Annotated in this window: 17 protein-coding genes; 7 read left to right on the forward strand and 10 right to left on the reverse strand. The window is 44.2% G+C overall.

The features are described 5' to 3' along the window. Positions 1-154 precede the first annotated feature (154 nt). The 3 genes from N4J56_RS02320 to asnB all read left to right on the forward strand — a co-directional run bounded on the left by N4J56_RS02320 (position 155) and on the right by asnB (position 4212). Entirely contained in the window at positions 155-1363 is a 1209-nt protein-coding gene (locus tag N4J56_RS02320; RefSeq protein ID WP_317104964.1) for an FAD-dependent oxidoreductase, read from the forward strand. Positions 1364-1414: 51 nt separating this feature from the next. Then, complete coding sequence (locus N4J56_RS02325) at positions 1415-1921, forward strand: GNAT family N-acetyltransferase (protein ID WP_317104965.1); 507 nt, start codon at positions 1415-1417, stop codon at positions 1919-1921. A gap of 254 nt (positions 1922-2175) precedes the next feature. Continuing rightward, positions 2176-4212, forward strand: coding sequence for an asparagine synthase (glutamine-hydrolyzing) (gene asnB / locus N4J56_RS02330; RefSeq protein ID WP_317104966.1), 2037 nt, complete (start codon positions 2176-2178; stop codon positions 4210-4212). A 51-nt stretch (positions 4213-4263) separates the two neighbouring features. Here asnB and N4J56_RS02335 read toward each other — a convergent pair whose 3' ends face one another. The 4 genes from N4J56_RS02335 to N4J56_RS02350 all read right to left on the reverse strand — a co-directional run bounded on the left by N4J56_RS02335 (position 4264) and on the right by N4J56_RS02350 (position 8198). Beyond that, positions 4264-4449: a hypothetical protein gene (locus N4J56_RS02335; protein ID WP_317104967.1), complete on the reverse strand. Its 186-nt coding sequence runs from the start codon at positions 4447-4449 to the stop codon at positions 4264-4266. A gap of 79 nt (positions 4450-4528) precedes the next feature. Then, positions 4529-5470: a DNA cytosine methyltransferase gene (locus N4J56_RS02340; RefSeq protein ID WP_317104968.1), complete on the reverse strand. Its 942-nt coding sequence runs from the start codon at positions 5468-5470 to the stop codon at positions 4529-4531. 34 nt (positions 5471-5504) lie between these two features. After that, positions 5505-6599 (reverse strand): HindVP family restriction endonuclease, encoded by a 1095-nt coding sequence (locus tag N4J56_RS02345; protein WP_317104969.1) that lies wholly within the window; start codon positions 6597-6599, stop codon positions 5505-5507. A 186-nt stretch (positions 6600-6785) separates the two neighbouring features. Then, positions 6786-8198, reverse strand: coding sequence for a DUF697 domain-containing protein (locus tag N4J56_RS02350; protein WP_317104970.1), 1413 nt, complete (start codon positions 8196-8198; stop codon positions 6786-6788). 196 nt (positions 8199-8394) lie between these two features. Between N4J56_RS02350 and N4J56_RS02355 the strand changes: the two genes are divergently transcribed. Then, positions 8395-8781, forward strand: a complete 387-nt coding sequence (locus tag N4J56_RS02355; protein ID WP_317104971.1) for a VOC family protein — start codon at positions 8395-8397, stop codon at positions 8779-8781. Between the two features lie 420 nt (positions 8782-9201). On the opposite strand, the gene N4J56_RS02360 is transcribed toward N4J56_RS02355, so the two are convergent. From N4J56_RS02360 to yqeK, 4 genes are all read right to left on the reverse strand, one after another. Further along, positions 9202-10155: an asparaginase gene (locus tag N4J56_RS02360; protein ID WP_317104972.1), complete on the reverse strand. Its 954-nt coding sequence runs from the start codon at positions 10153-10155 to the stop codon at positions 9202-9204. A 101-nt stretch (positions 10156-10256) separates the two neighbouring features. Beyond that, complete coding sequence (locus tag N4J56_RS02365; RefSeq protein WP_317104973.1) at positions 10257-10757, reverse strand: CGLD27 family protein; 501 nt, start codon at positions 10755-10757, stop codon at positions 10257-10259. Next, the gene (gene rsfS, locus N4J56_RS02370; RefSeq protein ID WP_015152484.1) at positions 10754-11206 is read right to left on the reverse strand and encodes a ribosome silencing factor; all 453 of its coding nucleotides are present in this window, start codon (positions 11204-11206) and stop codon (positions 10754-10756) included. The genes N4J56_RS02365 and rsfS overlap by 4 nt, the downstream gene beginning before the upstream one ends. Positions 11207-11318: 112 nt before the next feature. After that, complete coding sequence (gene yqeK / locus N4J56_RS02375) at positions 11319-11954, reverse strand: bis(5'-nucleosyl)-tetraphosphatase (symmetrical) YqeK (protein WP_317104974.1); 636 nt, start codon at positions 11952-11954, stop codon at positions 11319-11321. 200 nt (positions 11955-12154) lie between these two features. On the opposite strand from yqeK, the gene N4J56_RS02380 reads away from it, so the two are divergent. Beyond that, complete coding sequence (locus N4J56_RS02380) at positions 12155-12931, forward strand: 7-carboxy-7-deazaguanine synthase QueE (RefSeq protein WP_317104975.1); 777 nt, start codon at positions 12155-12157, stop codon at positions 12929-12931. 40 nt (positions 12932-12971) lie between these two features. On the opposite strand, the gene N4J56_RS02385 is transcribed toward N4J56_RS02380, so the two are convergent. Further along, complete coding sequence (locus N4J56_RS02385; protein WP_410500295.1) at positions 12972-13616, reverse strand: DUF3318 domain-containing protein; 645 nt, start codon at positions 13614-13616, stop codon at positions 12972-12974. A 116-nt stretch (positions 13617-13732) separates the two neighbouring features. Here N4J56_RS02385 and N4J56_RS02390 point away from each other — a divergent pair, with 116 nt between their 5' ends. Together N4J56_RS02390 and N4J56_RS02395 are read left to right on the forward strand one after the other, a co-directional pair. Then, the gene (locus N4J56_RS02390) at positions 13733-14161 is read left to right on the forward strand and encodes a J domain-containing protein (protein ID WP_317104976.1); all 429 of its coding nucleotides are present in this window, start codon (positions 13733-13735) and stop codon (positions 14159-14161) included. Between the two features lie 106 nt (positions 14162-14267). Continuing rightward, positions 14268-14723 (forward strand): transposase, encoded by a 456-nt coding sequence (locus N4J56_RS02395; RefSeq protein ID WP_317104977.1) that lies wholly within the window; start codon positions 14268-14270, stop codon positions 14721-14723. Between the two features lie 122 nt (positions 14724-14845). On the opposite strand, the gene N4J56_RS02400 is transcribed toward N4J56_RS02395, so the two are convergent. Beyond that, positions 14846-15100 (reverse strand): TIGR02450 family Trp-rich protein, encoded by a 255-nt coding sequence (locus tag N4J56_RS02400; RefSeq protein WP_410500405.1) that lies wholly within the window; start codon positions 15098-15100, stop codon positions 14846-14848. Positions 15101-15133: the final 33 nt, after the last annotated feature.

The following is a 15133-nucleotide window of genomic DNA, read 5'->3' on the forward strand; positions in this document are numbered from 1 at the left end:
AGCAAGACGAGAGATATCATACAAACAATACGTCTCTCTCCTAGAGGCACTATAGCCGTTCTAAATCAATTGCGATCGCACTCATTTAATAATAGGTAGCAGGGAAGAAGAGGAGTCGGGGAAGAACTACTAACTACCAACACACCACTCACAAATGACAAATGACACTCAAGTTGTAATTGTCGGGGCAGGACCCACTGGTGCAACGCTGGCACTTCTATTAGCAAAACGCGGTATTACAGTCAAGTTGGTTGAAGCATCTCGTAACTTCCGCCGCGCTTTTCGGGGTGAAGGGTTAATGCCTAGCGGATTAGACGCTTTAGAGCAAATGGGCTTATCCTCTATGCTAGAGCGCATTCCGCATCAAACTCTAGATGCATGGGAATTTTTAATTGAGGGGCGATCGCTGTTTCGAGTTGACGAACCGATAGAATCAGGTGGTAAGCCGTGTACTCTCGTTTCACAGCCAGCTTTACTCGAAGCATTAATCGCAGAGGCGATCGCTTATCCTAATTTTGAGTTCGTGCAAAATGCTCCCGTACAAGATTTGCTGTGGAGAGATGAACGAATTTCTGGCGTGAAGCTAGGAAGCGGCGAAATTTATGCCGATTTAGTTGTTGCTGCTGATGGTCGAAATTCTATTGTGCGGCAGCAAGCTCATTTGTCTTTAGAGCAAAAGTCTCAAAGTTTCGATATTCTTTGGTTTAAATTAGCAGATAGTCCGCATTTTGACTCGGAAAATATCTTTTACTCAATCTTGCAAGGTCATCATGCATTTGGTTTATTTCGTTCTTCAGAAGGAAATTTACAATTAGGCTGGGCGCTCCGCGAACATGACGCGATCGACTGGAAGCAAGTCGATGATTGGTCTGAAATACTCGCATCTGCTTCACCGCCTTGGTTGGCAGAGCATTTTCGCCAAAACGCCAAAACTATCGATCGCCCTGTTTTACTATCTGTTGTAGTTGGGCGTTGTTCGCGCTGGTATGCGCCAGGTTTACTCTTGTTAGGTGATGCCGCTCATCCCATGTCACCAATCCGCGCTCAAGGTATCAATATGGCTTTACGGGATATCATTGTGACGGCAAATCATTTAGTACCGTTGTTGCGTGAAGCAGCAGAACATACGGCAATTGATGCAGCATTGCCAAAAATTCAAGCCGAGCGAGAGCCGGAAATTATTCGCGTGCAGAAACTTCAAGCTCAGGAAGCGGCTCAGGCTGACTTACTAGAGAAAAGCGCGATTGTCAGATGGGGAGCCAGCCAGCTAGCTCCATTGTTGCGCTACCCCGTGCGTCAGTCTTGGATTGCTCGACAGCGCCAGTTGCGTCAAGGGGTAACGCGGGTAGAGTTAACAGTTTGATGTGGTAGCCGAGTGTAAGCGATAAAGTTAATGCGCTGAAGTTGCCCAACTATGAATTATCAGGTACGTCCTTTAACACCTAATGATGAGCATATTGTATGGCAAATGCTGATGTATGCTGCACACGAGCTATCTATCGAAGTCGTTCAAAAGCAACCGTTACTCTCTCGTTATGCAATTGATTGGGGGCGGTTGGGTGATATGGGTTCTGTTGCTTTAGTCAGCGAGCGCTCGATTGGTGCAACTTGGTTGCGCTTATGGTTGAGTGCCGATAAAGGATTTGGCTATATTGATGACTCGCTCCCTGAATTAGCAATGGCTGTAATTCCCGAATATCGTGGTAAGGGTGTCGGAACTAAGCTACTATTGCAAGTTCTCGAACTAGCCCAAAGCGTTTATCCTGCTGTATCGCTCAACGTTCGAGCAAACAATCCCGCGATCGCTTTGTATCAACGAGTAGGCTTTATTAAGGTGGAGGGTAGTGAGGTAGCAAATCGAACTGGCGGTATTTCGTTCAATATGATACGCAAATTCAGTCAGCCAGAAGTATTGACATAACAGGCATGGATAGAGAAAAGATATTTTGCTTTGTATGTACGATATTTGCCACAGCCTATCTGTACGCTTAGAAGTTAAGCTCCTGTGACTTTTAACTTTTGATTTTTGACTTTACTGGACAGCATTTCGCAATTGCCTGGATGTATTAACGACCATTCCTGTTCCCTACGATACATTACAGACTGTAACGAGAAATCTAATATATTCTCCCAAGACAGATTTGAGTACAGTATACGGAGTACAGGAGACAAGCCATGTGTGGCATTGGTGGCGTAATGAATCGCGATCCTTCCCGTCCGGTCGATCCAAACGTTTTGGTAGCGATGGCAGCAATTCAAAGTCATCGCGGTCCCGATGGATGCGGTTGGAAAGTGGTGGAGAATCGCGGCGTTGGCTTTGCCCATGCGCGTCTTGCTATTATTGACCTCAACCCCGAACGGGGACGACAGCCTTTTGTTTCGGCTGACGGTCAGCATACAATCGTCCACAATGGCGAGTTTTATGACTATAAGCGTCTGCGCTTCGACCTGACTTCACGCGGCTATCGTTTCACAACTAAGAGCGATACGGAATTGACACTACATTTAGCAGATCGATACGGGTTAGAAGGTGCGTTACCTCATCTGCGCGGCGAGTTTGCTTTTGCATTTTACGAAAAAGCAGCAGATCGGCTCACACTGGTACGCGATCGCTTTGGAGTAAAACCTTTATACTGGGCGCAGACACCCGAAAGTTTTGTTTTTGGTTCGGAAATTAAAGTCGTCTTCGCTCACCCCGACGTACAGCGCCAGATTTCTTCTCAAGGTTTGTATCATCAGCTCATGCAACTCATGGTTCCTGGTACGAGTGCATTTGCAGGAGTTCACGCCGTCCAACCAGGACAAATGGTAATTGTAGAACGCCAGAACGGACAATTAAGAGTACAAATTAAAACTTATTGGGATTTAAATTTTCCTTTGTTGAGCGATCGCACTTCTTCACAACCAGATGAATTCTACATCGAAGAATTGCGCCGCTACTTTATCGAAGCGATTCAATTAAAACTCGAAGCTGACGTACCCGTTGCTTGCTATCTTTCCGGTGGAATTGATTCTTGTACGATTTTGGGAGTTGCCGCCGCTTGTCAGCAGTCACCCGTCAAAGCGTTTACAGTTGGTTTCGACGATCGCGATTATGACGAAACGGCAATTTCTCAGGAAATGGCAGAGGCTGTAGGAGCCGACCAAGATATCGTTACAGTACAAGGGGGACAACTCTACGAGCATTTTGCCCGTGCAATTTGGCACACCGAACGCAGCATCTACAATACGTTTACAATTGCCAAGATGCTCCTGAGCGAACACGTCCACAACGCAGGCTACCGCGTCGTACTTACAGGGGAAGGTTCGGACGAGCTATTTGCTGGCTATCCCCAACTGCGACTCGATATGATTTTGCATGGAATGCAAGATGCATCTGCCGCAGAACGAGCCGATTTAGAAGATTGGTTGCAGGCAAGCAATCGTATATTTAAAGGTAATTTACTAGCAGAAAAACCCTTAGACGATCCCTCACTGACAAATGCGATCGGGTTTACACCTAGCTGTCTTCAGTCATGGTTGACTGCGGCTCATGCTATCCCTGGCTTAATGCATCCAGATCGTCGCGCCGCTACTCGCGATTATTCCCCAGGAGCCGCGATCGCCTCTGTCCTCAATCGCAGTCAAATTCAGGGTCGTCACCCCCTTGACAAAGTGCAGTATATATGGATAAAAACTCAATTTGAGTCGCAAGTTTTAGGATGGGCAGGCGATCGCGTTGATATGGCGAATTCAATGGAAGCGCGTCCGCCATTTCTCGACCATCATTTAGTCGAATTTGCCGTGACGCTACCCCCACTACTACGTTTTCGAGGGCGAAAAGATAAATTCGTCTTGCGTGAAGCCATGCGCGGACTGTTACCTAAAGCCCTTTACGAACGACAGAAATTTGCATTCATGGCTCCTCCAGCGCATACTGATGTAGCAAAACAAAAAGCAATGCGATCGCTAGCCGACGATTATTTATCCAAACAGGCGATCGAAGCAGCTGGGTTATTAGATAACGCAGCCGTGCAACAAGTTCTACAACAGCACGCCGACAGTAACACATCCGATTCAGAGCGGACAAAACTGGATGCAATTATCAACCATATGCTGAGCGTGCAAATGCTCCACCAACATTTTGTCGCTACAGACGTACCAAAACAAGCCCGCGATCGTGCTAAGGAACTGGGTTGGCAGGTGCAGGAACCAACGCTAACAAATGCCTAGTTTTGGTGAGGATATTGTGTGTGTGGTGAATTTTATTAATTAACTCGAATCTCATTCGACATTTTTTGATTTCTGAAACTCTAGAATCTTATCGTACAAACTTGCTACTGATTCTTCTGCAAAAAGCTTATCTTTGAGCTTAAGATAATTTCCACCGCCGATATTGCAAGCTGCCCAAAACCGAGCTACTTCAGATGGCTTCATATTAGAAAAGAGAATTTGTAATCCTTCGTGCAAAACTTGCTGTTCGCTCTTAATTTAGATCATTGTTATTTGTCTCCAACACAAAAATGTGTTTGTTATGACTCTACGAACCTCAAATAGATTTAATTAAAGGTTCTGGGAGGTAGTATGCTATGTTGCTAGAGCTATCTTCAACATATTCAAGAATACAACGAGCAACATATTCAGCCAGCTTAACAGGAACAGCATTCCCAATCATTTGTTCTAAATCTGATTTACTTCCTTTAAACTGAAAATCTTTTGGGAAGGTCTGAATATAGCTACGCTCAATTGTAGTTAGAGGACGTAAGTTCTCGTCGATATCACATACATCTCCTGCATGTTTTTTGTATGTTTTTGGAATGGGACGATTAACACCTCGAACTGTTGGACTAGGTTCATGAATACTGAAAACAGCTCTCCTTTTATAACTTCTAGGATGGCGATAAAAATATTCAATACCTAAACTATCACCTAAGTATTCAAAAACAGTCATAGGATTTTTAGACTGGTTATTGACTAGATAGTGACTTAAATTTCCATCATCTCCATCAAGCTGACCAATCAAAAAATATCGTTTTCTAGTTTGTGGAACTCCACAATAGCCAGCATTCAAAATTGTAGAAGTTAAACCATATCCGCTTTCCTTAAATACTTCTAAACTTGTCTCTAAAACTCGGCTTTTTGCGATCCTATCAACGTTTTCCATCACAAACCAGTTAGGCTTAATGCGAGCAATAATGTTCGCAAATGCCAGAGATAAATCAGCTCTACCACCATTTTCGTCTCTTCTACCCGCACTTGAAAAATCTTGGCATGGAGGACCACCGATAATCATCTCTGGTTGGAAACTATTAATGCATTCATATACATCTTCTTGTAAAAGGTCTCTCTCAAAAATAGGATGTTGGAAATTTTGTTTATAAACTTCAATCGCTGGGAGCCAGTATTCAAAAGCAGCCACTAAATTGAATCCAGCATTTTGAAATCCAAGTGACATACCACCACAACCAGCAAATAGATCTACCGTTCTCATCTTGGCAAAGTTAATACTAGAATTATATAGTGGATTAGTCGAATAAACCAGAAGAGTTGCATATTATAGCATCAAATCTTCTCTCTGGACTTAATAAATTTTGACCTCCACCTAAAATGATTTCCTTGATTTCCGTTTTCTGAATTCTTGGCATTCTTAAAACTTCCGATCTCATATAAAAGTTTGTAAATCTTCCATTGACTGAAAAAGCTTTGTCATTTTTTGTGTTGTATGCAATGCTAACAATTTTTCTATAGTCAAATTGATAATGTTGGCTAAAATCATAAATCATTTTAAAGAGCCATATAACTGCACGAATATGCCTACCAATTGTTACTGTTTTATTTGGCTTACTATCTAATTTGCTTGAATCTAAAATTAGTCTTATAAATGCTAGATTGCTCCAGACAAATACATCCAAGCAATTATCTGCAAGTCTAGGGGATTTGCCTACGGTTTTCCAAATAGGTTGCATTACAGAAGGTTTTTGCACTGCTACCATAGACAGCATAATTAATCTGAGAGAGTCAAACATACTTGAAAGATGAGTTATCACATCTGAAGGTTCTGTCCAATCTTCTATCTCCTCAAAGTTCCCTATAATTAAACTTTTTAGTAAATTAATGTCTTGTGCAAAGTACTCAGCAATACTGCAAGCCAAGTAAACAATAGTATCAGGTCTTACTACTATTTCACATCCATACAAGCTTTCATCTAAAAGATCGCACGTTGAATGGTCAGGTAAAGCCGTTAATTTTACCTCAATTGCTTGCAGGCAACTTCCCGTATCTCTTTGTTGAGTAACCAAATCTGCTCGCGGCAGCGCACCGATCAAATATTGTTGGTATGGAGTAAACTGTGTTTCAAAAGCGTAAAACAAGTTGTCTGAGTCTGGATTAATTCCGTAGAAATAAGCTGTATTAATACTTGAATGCTCAACTTCCAGATTTGAATTGAGCTTGATATAGATGTTATCAATAGTTCTACTGTATAAGTAAGAACAAAGAGAAGCTGGAAATGAATTATTGAAACAGTTTTTACCCCAAGCGTCTTTTTGAGTGAAGTCTCGGTTTGAGTGTTTTAACCCAAATAATCCAGGCTGTTGATTTGGTGTATTACTTGAAATCACAAGCTGTAATTACTAGAAACAGTTCAGCTAATTAGTTTACTCTGTATCATCTGTATTAGCTGCAATAATACGCTCGTATGAATGATTGTTTTAATACACTTACATTTGTAACTTTTACCACAAGCTACAGATAAATAGTAAAGAGGGTGCATGAGTCACGCACCCTACAAAGTCAAGCATACAAAACTAAGCCTGCGGTTGAGGAGTTGGTAACAATCGTCCCAAACTCTGTTTGACAAACCCATGCAAGAAAGCAACTTGCTGATTTTGTTGGAAGACATTTTGTAAAGTCTGCCCTAACTTATCCAGATTCAATCCTGCTCCTGAATTGATCGCCTCTTCCTGTTGTTGGAAATATTCGATCAGACTACAACCAGCTAAGCGAGTTAAATAGGCGGCGCTAACTCCTTGCACGGTTCCACCTGCTACAAAGGTGACAGCATTAGTTTTTAAAACAGTACTAATAGCTTTCGTAGAAAGTTCCACCAAACCTAGTTTCAACATCAAACTTCCCATCGTTCCCGCTACAGTTTGCGCTTGTTCGAGAGAGAATTTTTGCTGGTAGACTGCGCCTAATTCCATCACCAACTGAGCGTTAATTGCTGCTGTTGCCAGTAAATCTAAAGCTGGAACTGGGTTAGCAAAAGCGGCGGCGGCGGCGATCCATTGATATTGTTCTACAACGGGGAGAGCGCGATCGCGTCTAATTTGATTCAGAATTGTCTTGCCTTCTGCTTTCAACTCTTCAGCTTGGCGTTTGGTGGTTGCCCAAACTAACTGTTGCGCTTCTTGCTGGAGAATATATTCTAGACGTTGTGTTAGAGAAGAAATTTCTGGTAAACGCTGTTCCAGCCATTCCTCTACCGCACCATCAACTTGATGCTGGCGCACTTTCAACGGATTGGGTGCAGATACGATCGCCACAACGTCTTCTGCTGCTAGCATTGGTTGCATCTTTTGCTGGAGAGAGTATAAAACAGCAGCGCGATCGTCTGGAAGATATTGGTCTTGTTTATTAAATACCAAAACAAGTCGCTGATGGGCTGCCAATAGTTGTTGTAAAGTTTGATATTCTGAATCAGTTAAATCTCCAGCAGTCACAAATAAGATTAGATCGGATGCGATCGCACTTTGCAAAGCTGCTGTATCTGTCTGTTCGACTTCGCTAAATAAAGCTGCTGTCTCGCTAATACACAACTTTCGATCTTGCGGTTGTGTTTCTAAAACTTGTAACAATGTCGTCTTACCGACAGATTTACCACCAGTAATAGCTAAATTAATTTCTTGGCGATCGATCTGCGCTTCTAACTGGGCGATTTTTTCTCGTAATTCTGAAGTAGGACGATCTTCTGCTTCTAGTCGATCTACAACTACTTGTACTTGAGCGATCGCTTTTTCTACCGTTTCTCGATTGACAGGTAAATCTTGGACTTGCTGTTTAGGACGATATTTGCCAAATAGCCACAAACAGAAGATGATGGCGATCGCACCCATCAAGCTAAACTCACCCAGATGCGCTAAAGATTCTTGCCACCCTTGCAAGAACCACAGTGCAAAGGCTAAACCAACACCACCGATTAAAATTGGACGCTGCAACATACCAGCCACACTCGCAACATCTCTAGTCTAATGATTTCCCACAATAAAATAGCACTCTAAGTGGCTCTGGATGTGCCGAGTTTACTATACTTTGTAATTGGTTGATAGCAAGCTACTTGTTACCTGCGATACTTGACTGATAAGAGCAAATGTACTGACCCTACCTCAGTCATTCTTGAAGTGAGGAGTAAAAGTATTGAAATTCTCCTACACAATTCTCTATGTTAAAGAGGTGTCTCAAGCCGTCGCATTTTACGAACGTGCCTTCAGCTTAAAGCAACGATTTGTTCATGAAAGCGGACAATATGCTGAGATGGAAACGGGAGGAACGACACTTGCTCTTGCTTCTAACGAACTAGCGCGATCGAATCTTTCTCAAGGATTTCAAGAGAATAATTTATCAAATTTGCCTGCTGGAATTGAAATTGGTTTTGTGACAGAAGACGTATCGGCAGCTTTTACAAATGCGGTGAATGCTGGCGCTGTAGTTGTTGTAGAACCTAAAGTTAAACCTTGGGGACAAACAGTGGCTTACGTGCGCGATTTAGATGGGATTTTAGTGGAAATTGCCAGTTTCATTTAAAACAAAACCCTGCAACTTTTTAAATTACAGGGTTTTGTCTTCTGATTTGGTGGCGGGAAGTGGATTTGAACCACTGACCTTCGGGTTATGCTTACCATCTACAGCTTTCGCTGCCTGAGCTAACTCTTTTGTTAACTAGTTTGTGGTCTGGACTGTCCCTTCATCCTCGACTTGACGTTAGGATGCCTGCCTTCCAGTCTCTACACCTTCTCTCTTACGAGAGCTTGGTTCGGGATTACCGCGCTATTGGCTTCCCCGAATTTGACAGGTAAACGCACGTAAGTTTCTTTACGTACTGCCCATAACAAGACTAACTGCTAAGCGCTTGATTAATCTTGCTTGTTGAGCCCGACGAGCTACCAGGCTGCTCTATCCCGCGTCAACTTTTCTAGTATAACCATAAGTTTTAGTAATTTGCAACTATAACAACGACAATTCTCCTAAAACCTCTAGACGCTTGAATTTACCAAACTCCATAAAGCTTTCAGCTAGAGTTTCCGCTGCTGAGGGGCTGATCCAACCCATTTGCTTGAGCAAGTGAATCGCTACAGCGTGTTTGGCGCGTTTAGAACCATCTATTGCCTTAATTGCCAAACCCATGCCCTCGCCAACTCTACCAATACACTGCACGCCTTCCGCACCCGCTTTACTTACCAGTTCCCCTTGCGTCAGGCGCATAATTTCCGTATCAAATTCTCCTTCCCCTGCAATTAAGGTGGGATGATAGGTCATAGCACGCACGATTCGTTCCAGATCCAAGCTGCTACCAGAAGCAAGCTGAGCGTATAAAGCTGCCATTTGTCCCAACTGCATGAAATAGGTAGGCGCACCGCAATCATCATGAGCGCAAATAAATTCTTCGGCTGGCATCCGCAGCATTTCAGCTACTTTAGTTAGAATTAACTGCTGTACGGGATGGTTGCGTTGGAGATAGCTATTGAGCGCCCAACGCCGTTGCTGACACACGGCTAACATTCCCGCATGTTTGCCAGAACAATTGTATTCTAGGGGGCTGCGCTTACCCGCAGGTGTGGGACATTGCAATGCCGAGGGATCGATATCTGCTCGCCAAAGAATATTAAAGACTTGTCGCACTTGGGCGATCGCGGCTTTATGCGAACTACAAATAATCGCTAAATCTCGATCTGTGAGGTCGTAGCGTTCTAAAGTGCCTGTTGTTGTCACGCCTAGTGCTTGAAATGGCTTAAGAGCAGAACGCACGAAAGTTGCTGTTTCCGCATTGCCAGCTACAGATAACACCCGTCCTCGGTCATCACACACAACTGCTTGGACGTGATGGATCGATTCTACAATCCCTTCCCGCAGCAACCGGACTTCCAGTTCTGCGGCTTGAGTTCTTTTTCCCCTTGTCATGGGTTAGAATTTATCACCTTTTGAGTCTTTATTTGCCATTTATCATTTGTCATTCGTTATGTATTGATACAAATAACCAATGACCGATGACCAGTGACAACTTATACAAAATACCAGATTAAGCCCCCAGACAGGAGAAAGAAACCCAGCCACGCAAAAGTGCGGCGGAGTCTTTGCAGGATTGGTTTAACTTGGTAGCTGACAATGAGCCGATCGCGAGTCAGAATTTCTAGTGGTTTCGTCCAGTTTTGACCGTCGTACCAACCCGTTTCCTCATAAAAGATCGTCTGATTCATTAGACGATCCCGCACGTAAGACCAACCGAGATACAAGCGGGCAACTGCTAATATTACCCCCAGACTCGCACCGATCGTCCCGCATAGCAAGAATTGCGACACGTGTTTGATGGGTGGAAAACTAGCAGCGGCGATCGGTCCTGCCACTATCCACGACCAACCCCAAACCCACAGTAGTTTGCCAACATATTGCCGTACTTCTAAAGTGGCAGTCCGAAAAAAACCAGATGATTTGAGCTGTTCGTACTCGTTGAGCGGTTGTTGTTCGTCAGGAACTGGACAGACAGAAACAGGTGATTCCATCATTTTGTTGTTCTCCCATCGCCGCTGGCGGTTGGAAAATCGATCCGTTCGGCATGACCCCAGAATGCTTCTAAATTATAAAACTCTCGTTCGCTGGGCATCATAATATGAACCAAGACATCGCCATAGTCTTGTAACACCCAAGTTCCTTCATTCTTGCCTTCCGTCCGCAGTAGCTTCCTGTGCCATTCTTTGACAACTTTATCCTCAATTGCATCTGCGATCGCCCTTACCTGTACCCTAGAATATCCAGTGACGATCGCGAAGTAATCGGCTAAGTAAGAAACATCAGCGACGTGCAACAGGACAATATCGCCAGCTTTGCGATCGGCAGCAGCCTCCGCGATTGCCAAGGCTAATTCCCGACTCTCATCGGCATGAGTAGCACTGACCTTACTAGAGTTCAGAAAAGCGGACTGAGAGATTGAATTTGCTTGGGTATATTCAGACATTAAACCTCATTTTTCGAGCTATGTTTTCCAAATCAATTATCTAAAACAAAAGAGCAACTATGCTCATAATAATTGTCAAATGTACAACTTCATACAGAGCGAAACTATTTCTTCATTTAAGCATGTGCGGAGAGTGGTGCTTGCTTTTTACCCAGTTAAGAAACCAATTTCGGGTGGCGATCGTGCGTGGATGAATTAAACAATGAGTCTCTATTAAAAATTTTAAAGAATAATCGCAGGTACGCCAAACAGCTTGAGGTAAATTTTGATAACTCATCTGTCGTAAAGCTTGTAACTCAGGGGTATCGCCTCTACCTGGCTCAATGCTATCCGCTAAAAACACGATACAGCTCAATTCCGTCATTTCTGGTCTGCCCAAAGTATGATTGGCGATCGCCTGCAATACTTCTTCATCTTGCACCCCAAAAGTATCTCTAGCAACAATCGCGCTGACATCGGCATGTAACAAATGAGGATGCAATTCCATCACGGGATCGATCTCTAACCCCTCAGCGCGCGCCATTTCCAGCAGCTTAGCGGGCTTAAAATATTTTGCCAAGTCGTGCATTAGCCCCGACATCGCCGCCTTCTCCCCATTTTGACGGTGATGCTCAGCCAACTCCACCGCCATCTGCTCTACCCTAAGAATATGGTCGATGCGGGACTGCGGTACGTGTTCTGACAGCCAGCTTAAAACCCGTTCGCGCTTGACCGTGATGTACTCCGAGCTATGGTTGAGATTTAGCACAATAAGAGAGTTAATCTCGACTCAATTCCCAATCTCATTGTAGCGAAGCCTAGTAATAGGAGCGAGAAGCAAGGAGCGAGGAGCAAAAACATAATCTTTGTATCTTTGCGCCTTTGCGCCTACTCTACGAGAAGCCGCTGCGCGTCTATGCGCGACCCTATCTAAACTTTAACTCTCACCCAATCGCCCCATTCTGACCCATGACAACCGCCCGTCTCATCGAAATCTTCTCCGCCATTCAAGGCGAAGGATTAAACGTCGGCACGCGCCAAATCTTCATCCGGTTCGCGCTATGCGATCTACGCTGCCATTTTTGCGATAGCGCCCACACTTGGAGCGTACCATCAACTTGTCGCGTCGAGCGGTCGCCTGGACTGCGAGACTTTGAAACCCACCCTAACCCCGTACAGCTTAATACTCTATTAACTTGGATAGAACGGCAAAACTCCCCAGGCTTACACGATAGTATCAGCCTCACAGGAGGCGAACCATTACTACACGCACCTTTCCTAGTAGAATTCCTACCTCTGGTACGTCGTGCAACTGGACTACCCATCTATCTCGAAACGGGAGGTCATCGTCCGCAACAACTGCAACTCATCCTACCTTGCCTTGACTCGGTGGGCATGGATATCAAACTACCCAGCGTCAGTGGCGAAGATCGCTGGAACGAACACGTAGAATTTCTGCAAACCTGTCACCAAGCAGGCGTAGAAGTATTTATCAAAGCGATCGTCTCCAGTCAAACCGATCTCGGAGATTTAGCCAAGGCAGCTAAACTAGTTGCATCCGTCAATCCAGAAATTCCTGTATTTCTACAACCTGCTACCCCACTCACACCATCCCAGCAGTTCGGAGACATTCCCATCCAAGCACCCACTCCAGCCCAAGTACTGCATTGGCAAGCGCTCATGAAACGAGAACTCAAACGAGTCCGCGTTATTCCCCAAACTCACAAAATGCTCAACCAGCTATAAAGACGCGAATTTTCGCGTCCCTGTCATTACATCGCGATCGTTACATCATCTCATCTGGTGCAGCTTTCGTTTTGGCTTTTGCCTTGTTAGCGCTGCGCTTGAGTGCCTGCAAGCGACCTTCATATTTCGCTTTTTGTCGCTTGCCTGGTGCTTGCTCGATTAAAGTTTTTAAAGCACTGCCGAGACTTTTGTAGGCGTTAGGTAGAGTATAACCGAAACGAGTTGCCAAGGCGATCGCCTTTTCGTCTGCCTCTATTGCCTCTTTCACCTGCTTTTCACCATTATTCTTTTGATATAGCCGATATCCCGACACGCCGCACAACGCCACTGCCAGCAACAATAACAAGCCATCCTGTACCCAAAGTTCGCCGACCGCGCCACCCAAACCAATCGCTAGCGCTGCCATTTCCCAACCATCTTTGGGAATGGTGTCATTTTGAATTCGCGCCACTTCGTGCCAAAACAGCAAGTTCCGCTGATCGATCGCCAGCGCATCCCACTTAATCAAATCGATTTGAATTTCCACCTGATCGCTGCCAATTTCTTCACTCCGAATCAGGGGTGGGTTAACTTCCGTCGTTCCCTCGACAGTTACCCAACTTTGCAGTTCTGGGGGCAGTATACCCTTGAGTCGCCGCAATTCGCTCATTTCGGCTTTAGCCGAGGAGGTTGCATAGGATGTCATAAACAGGATTCCAACAAGTGGCTAAGAATGCTTCTACTCTCATTTTGGAGTATAGCGAATCACATCGTCCAAATTTTGGAAAAGCTTAAATAGAGAGCTACCTATGCTGTCCTTCTATGAATCATATTAATCGGTGTTACGAAATCCTTGGGCTTCAACCAGGGGTAACTTTGGAGCAAGTCAAGCAGGCTTATCGGGACTTAGCTATGGTTTGGCATCCCGATCGCTTTTCCCACAATCCTCGCCTACAAGAAAAGGCGCAGGAGGAATTGAAGAAAATTAATGAAGCCTACGAAGTGCTGAAGTCTTCTACATTTAGTGCTTCTACCCAGACTTCTACATCAAATTCTCAGCAGCCAGCTCCAAAAGATGCTAAAGCTTACTACAACCAGGGCATGGAGAAAGCTAAAAGAGGAAGATACAAAGAAGCGATTGAGGATTTTAACCGCGCAATTCAGCTTCAGACAAAATATATTGAGGCGTATAAATATCGTGGTATTGCCTACTCAAGCTTAGATATAATCAGAAAGCTATTGCAGATTTAAGACAAGCTGCAGAGCTATATTTCACACGAGGCAAAAAATCTGAATTTAAAGAGTTAAGGGAAAGAATTAAAGGCTTACAATTGTTGGTGAAATTATAGATAAAAAAATGCGTCCAAATCGATATGGCGAAGTTATTCAGTATAATTGGTTCGATTTGATGAGGCGTTATTCTGACATCCAACTGGATGCTTTTATCATCATGCCGAATCACATACATGGAATTATTTGGTTGCTAGATCCGCATGGGGTGGGGGCGGGTTTGGAAAGCCTTTGTGTGGGGAATACAAATATTGCTGCTGAACTCGCCCCTACAGTATACGGTGATGATGCCAAATCGAAATCTGCTAAATACTGCGGCTTACCGGAAATTATTCAAGGATTCAAAACTGCTTCAGCTACGCGGATTAATCAGTTACGGCATACAACTGGTGTTTCTGTATGGCAGCGAAATTATTACGAACATATTATTCGAGACGATATAGCATTACAAAATATCAGAAAATATATTATGGATAACCCGTTATCCTGGCAGCAAGACAAATTGTATCAAAATTCGCAATGACCCTAGGGGCGGGTTCACCAAAAATATTCATACTTCAACACAAAATATCTATAAACCCGCCCCTACCCCACGCGGACCTACAACAGGTTCACCCAAAATCTTTGCGTCGAAACAAAAATATATCAATCAACTGTAGTAGCTAATTCTGCCATCTCTTGTAGAGATTGCCAGCCAGCCAGCCACTGAGAACGGTCTTTGAGCGAATTTGCGTTGAGCCAAAATCGCGCCTCGGGATCGCAGGCGGCGACCATTTCCGCAAACACCCACTTGCCTTGATTTTTGCGATTGACCACTTGAAAGTGCCTCCAGCCGAACATTTTTTGCTGGGAAGTCCATTTGGAACCAACGAGATAGGGGAATTTTTGCTTTTTGGGCATGGATAGCACGGAAAAACGTTGCAGAGACACAAC

This window comes from Chroococcidiopsis sp. SAG 2025 (assembly GCF_032860985.1).
In the GTDB taxonomy this organism is placed as follows: Bacteria; Cyanobacteriota; Cyanobacteriia; order Cyanobacteriales; family Chroococcidiopsidaceae; genus Chroococcidiopsis.

Bases quoted from the DNA above. Each gene is read 5' to 3' on its own strand.
- rsfS (WP_015152484.1), bottom strand. From the start codon at position 11,206: ATGTCTGAATATACCCAAGCAAATTCAATCTCTCAGTCCGCTTTTCTG.
- N4J56_RS02400 (WP_410500405.1), bottom strand. From the start codon at position 15,100: ATGCCCAAAAAGCAAAAATTCCCCTATCTCGTTGGTTCCAAATGGACT.
- N4J56_RS02390 (WP_317104976.1), top strand. From the start codon at position 13,733: ATGAATCATATTAATCGGTGTTACGAAATCCTTGGGCTTCAACCAGGG.
- N4J56_RS02380 (WP_317104975.1), top strand. From the start codon at position 12,155: ATGACAACCGCCCGTCTCATCGAAATCTTCTCCGCCATTCAAGGCGAA.
- N4J56_RS02340 (WP_317104968.1), bottom strand. From the start codon at position 5,470: ATGAGAACGGTAGATCTATTTGCTGGTTGTGGTGGTATGTCACTTGGA.
- N4J56_RS02325 (WP_317104965.1), top strand. From the start codon at position 1,415: ATGAATTATCAGGTACGTCCTTTAACACCTAATGATGAGCATATTGTA.
- N4J56_RS02320 (WP_317104964.1), top strand. From the start codon at position 155: ATGACAAATGACACTCAAGTTGTAATTGTCGGGGCAGGACCCACTGGT.
- N4J56_RS02395 (WP_317104977.1), top strand. From the start codon at position 14,268: ATGCGTCCAAATCGATATGGCGAAGTTATTCAGTATAATTGGTTCGAT.
- N4J56_RS02350 (WP_317104970.1), bottom strand. From the start codon at position 8,198: ATGTTGCAGCGTCCAATTTTAATCGGTGGTGTTGGTTTAGCCTTTGCA.
- N4J56_RS02385 (WP_410500295.1), bottom strand. From the start codon at position 13,616: ATGACATCCTATGCAACCTCCTCGGCTAAAGCCGAAATGAGCGAATTG.
- asnB (WP_317104966.1), top strand. From the start codon at position 2,176: ATGTGTGGCATTGGTGGCGTAATGAATCGCGATCCTTCCCGTCCGGTC.
- N4J56_RS02360 (WP_317104972.1), bottom strand. From the start codon at position 10,155: ATGACAAGGGGAAAAAGAACTCAAGCCGCAGAACTGGAAGTCCGGTTG.
- N4J56_RS02365 (WP_317104973.1), bottom strand. From the start codon at position 10,757: ATGATGGAATCACCTGTTTCTGTCTGTCCAGTTCCTGACGAACAACAA.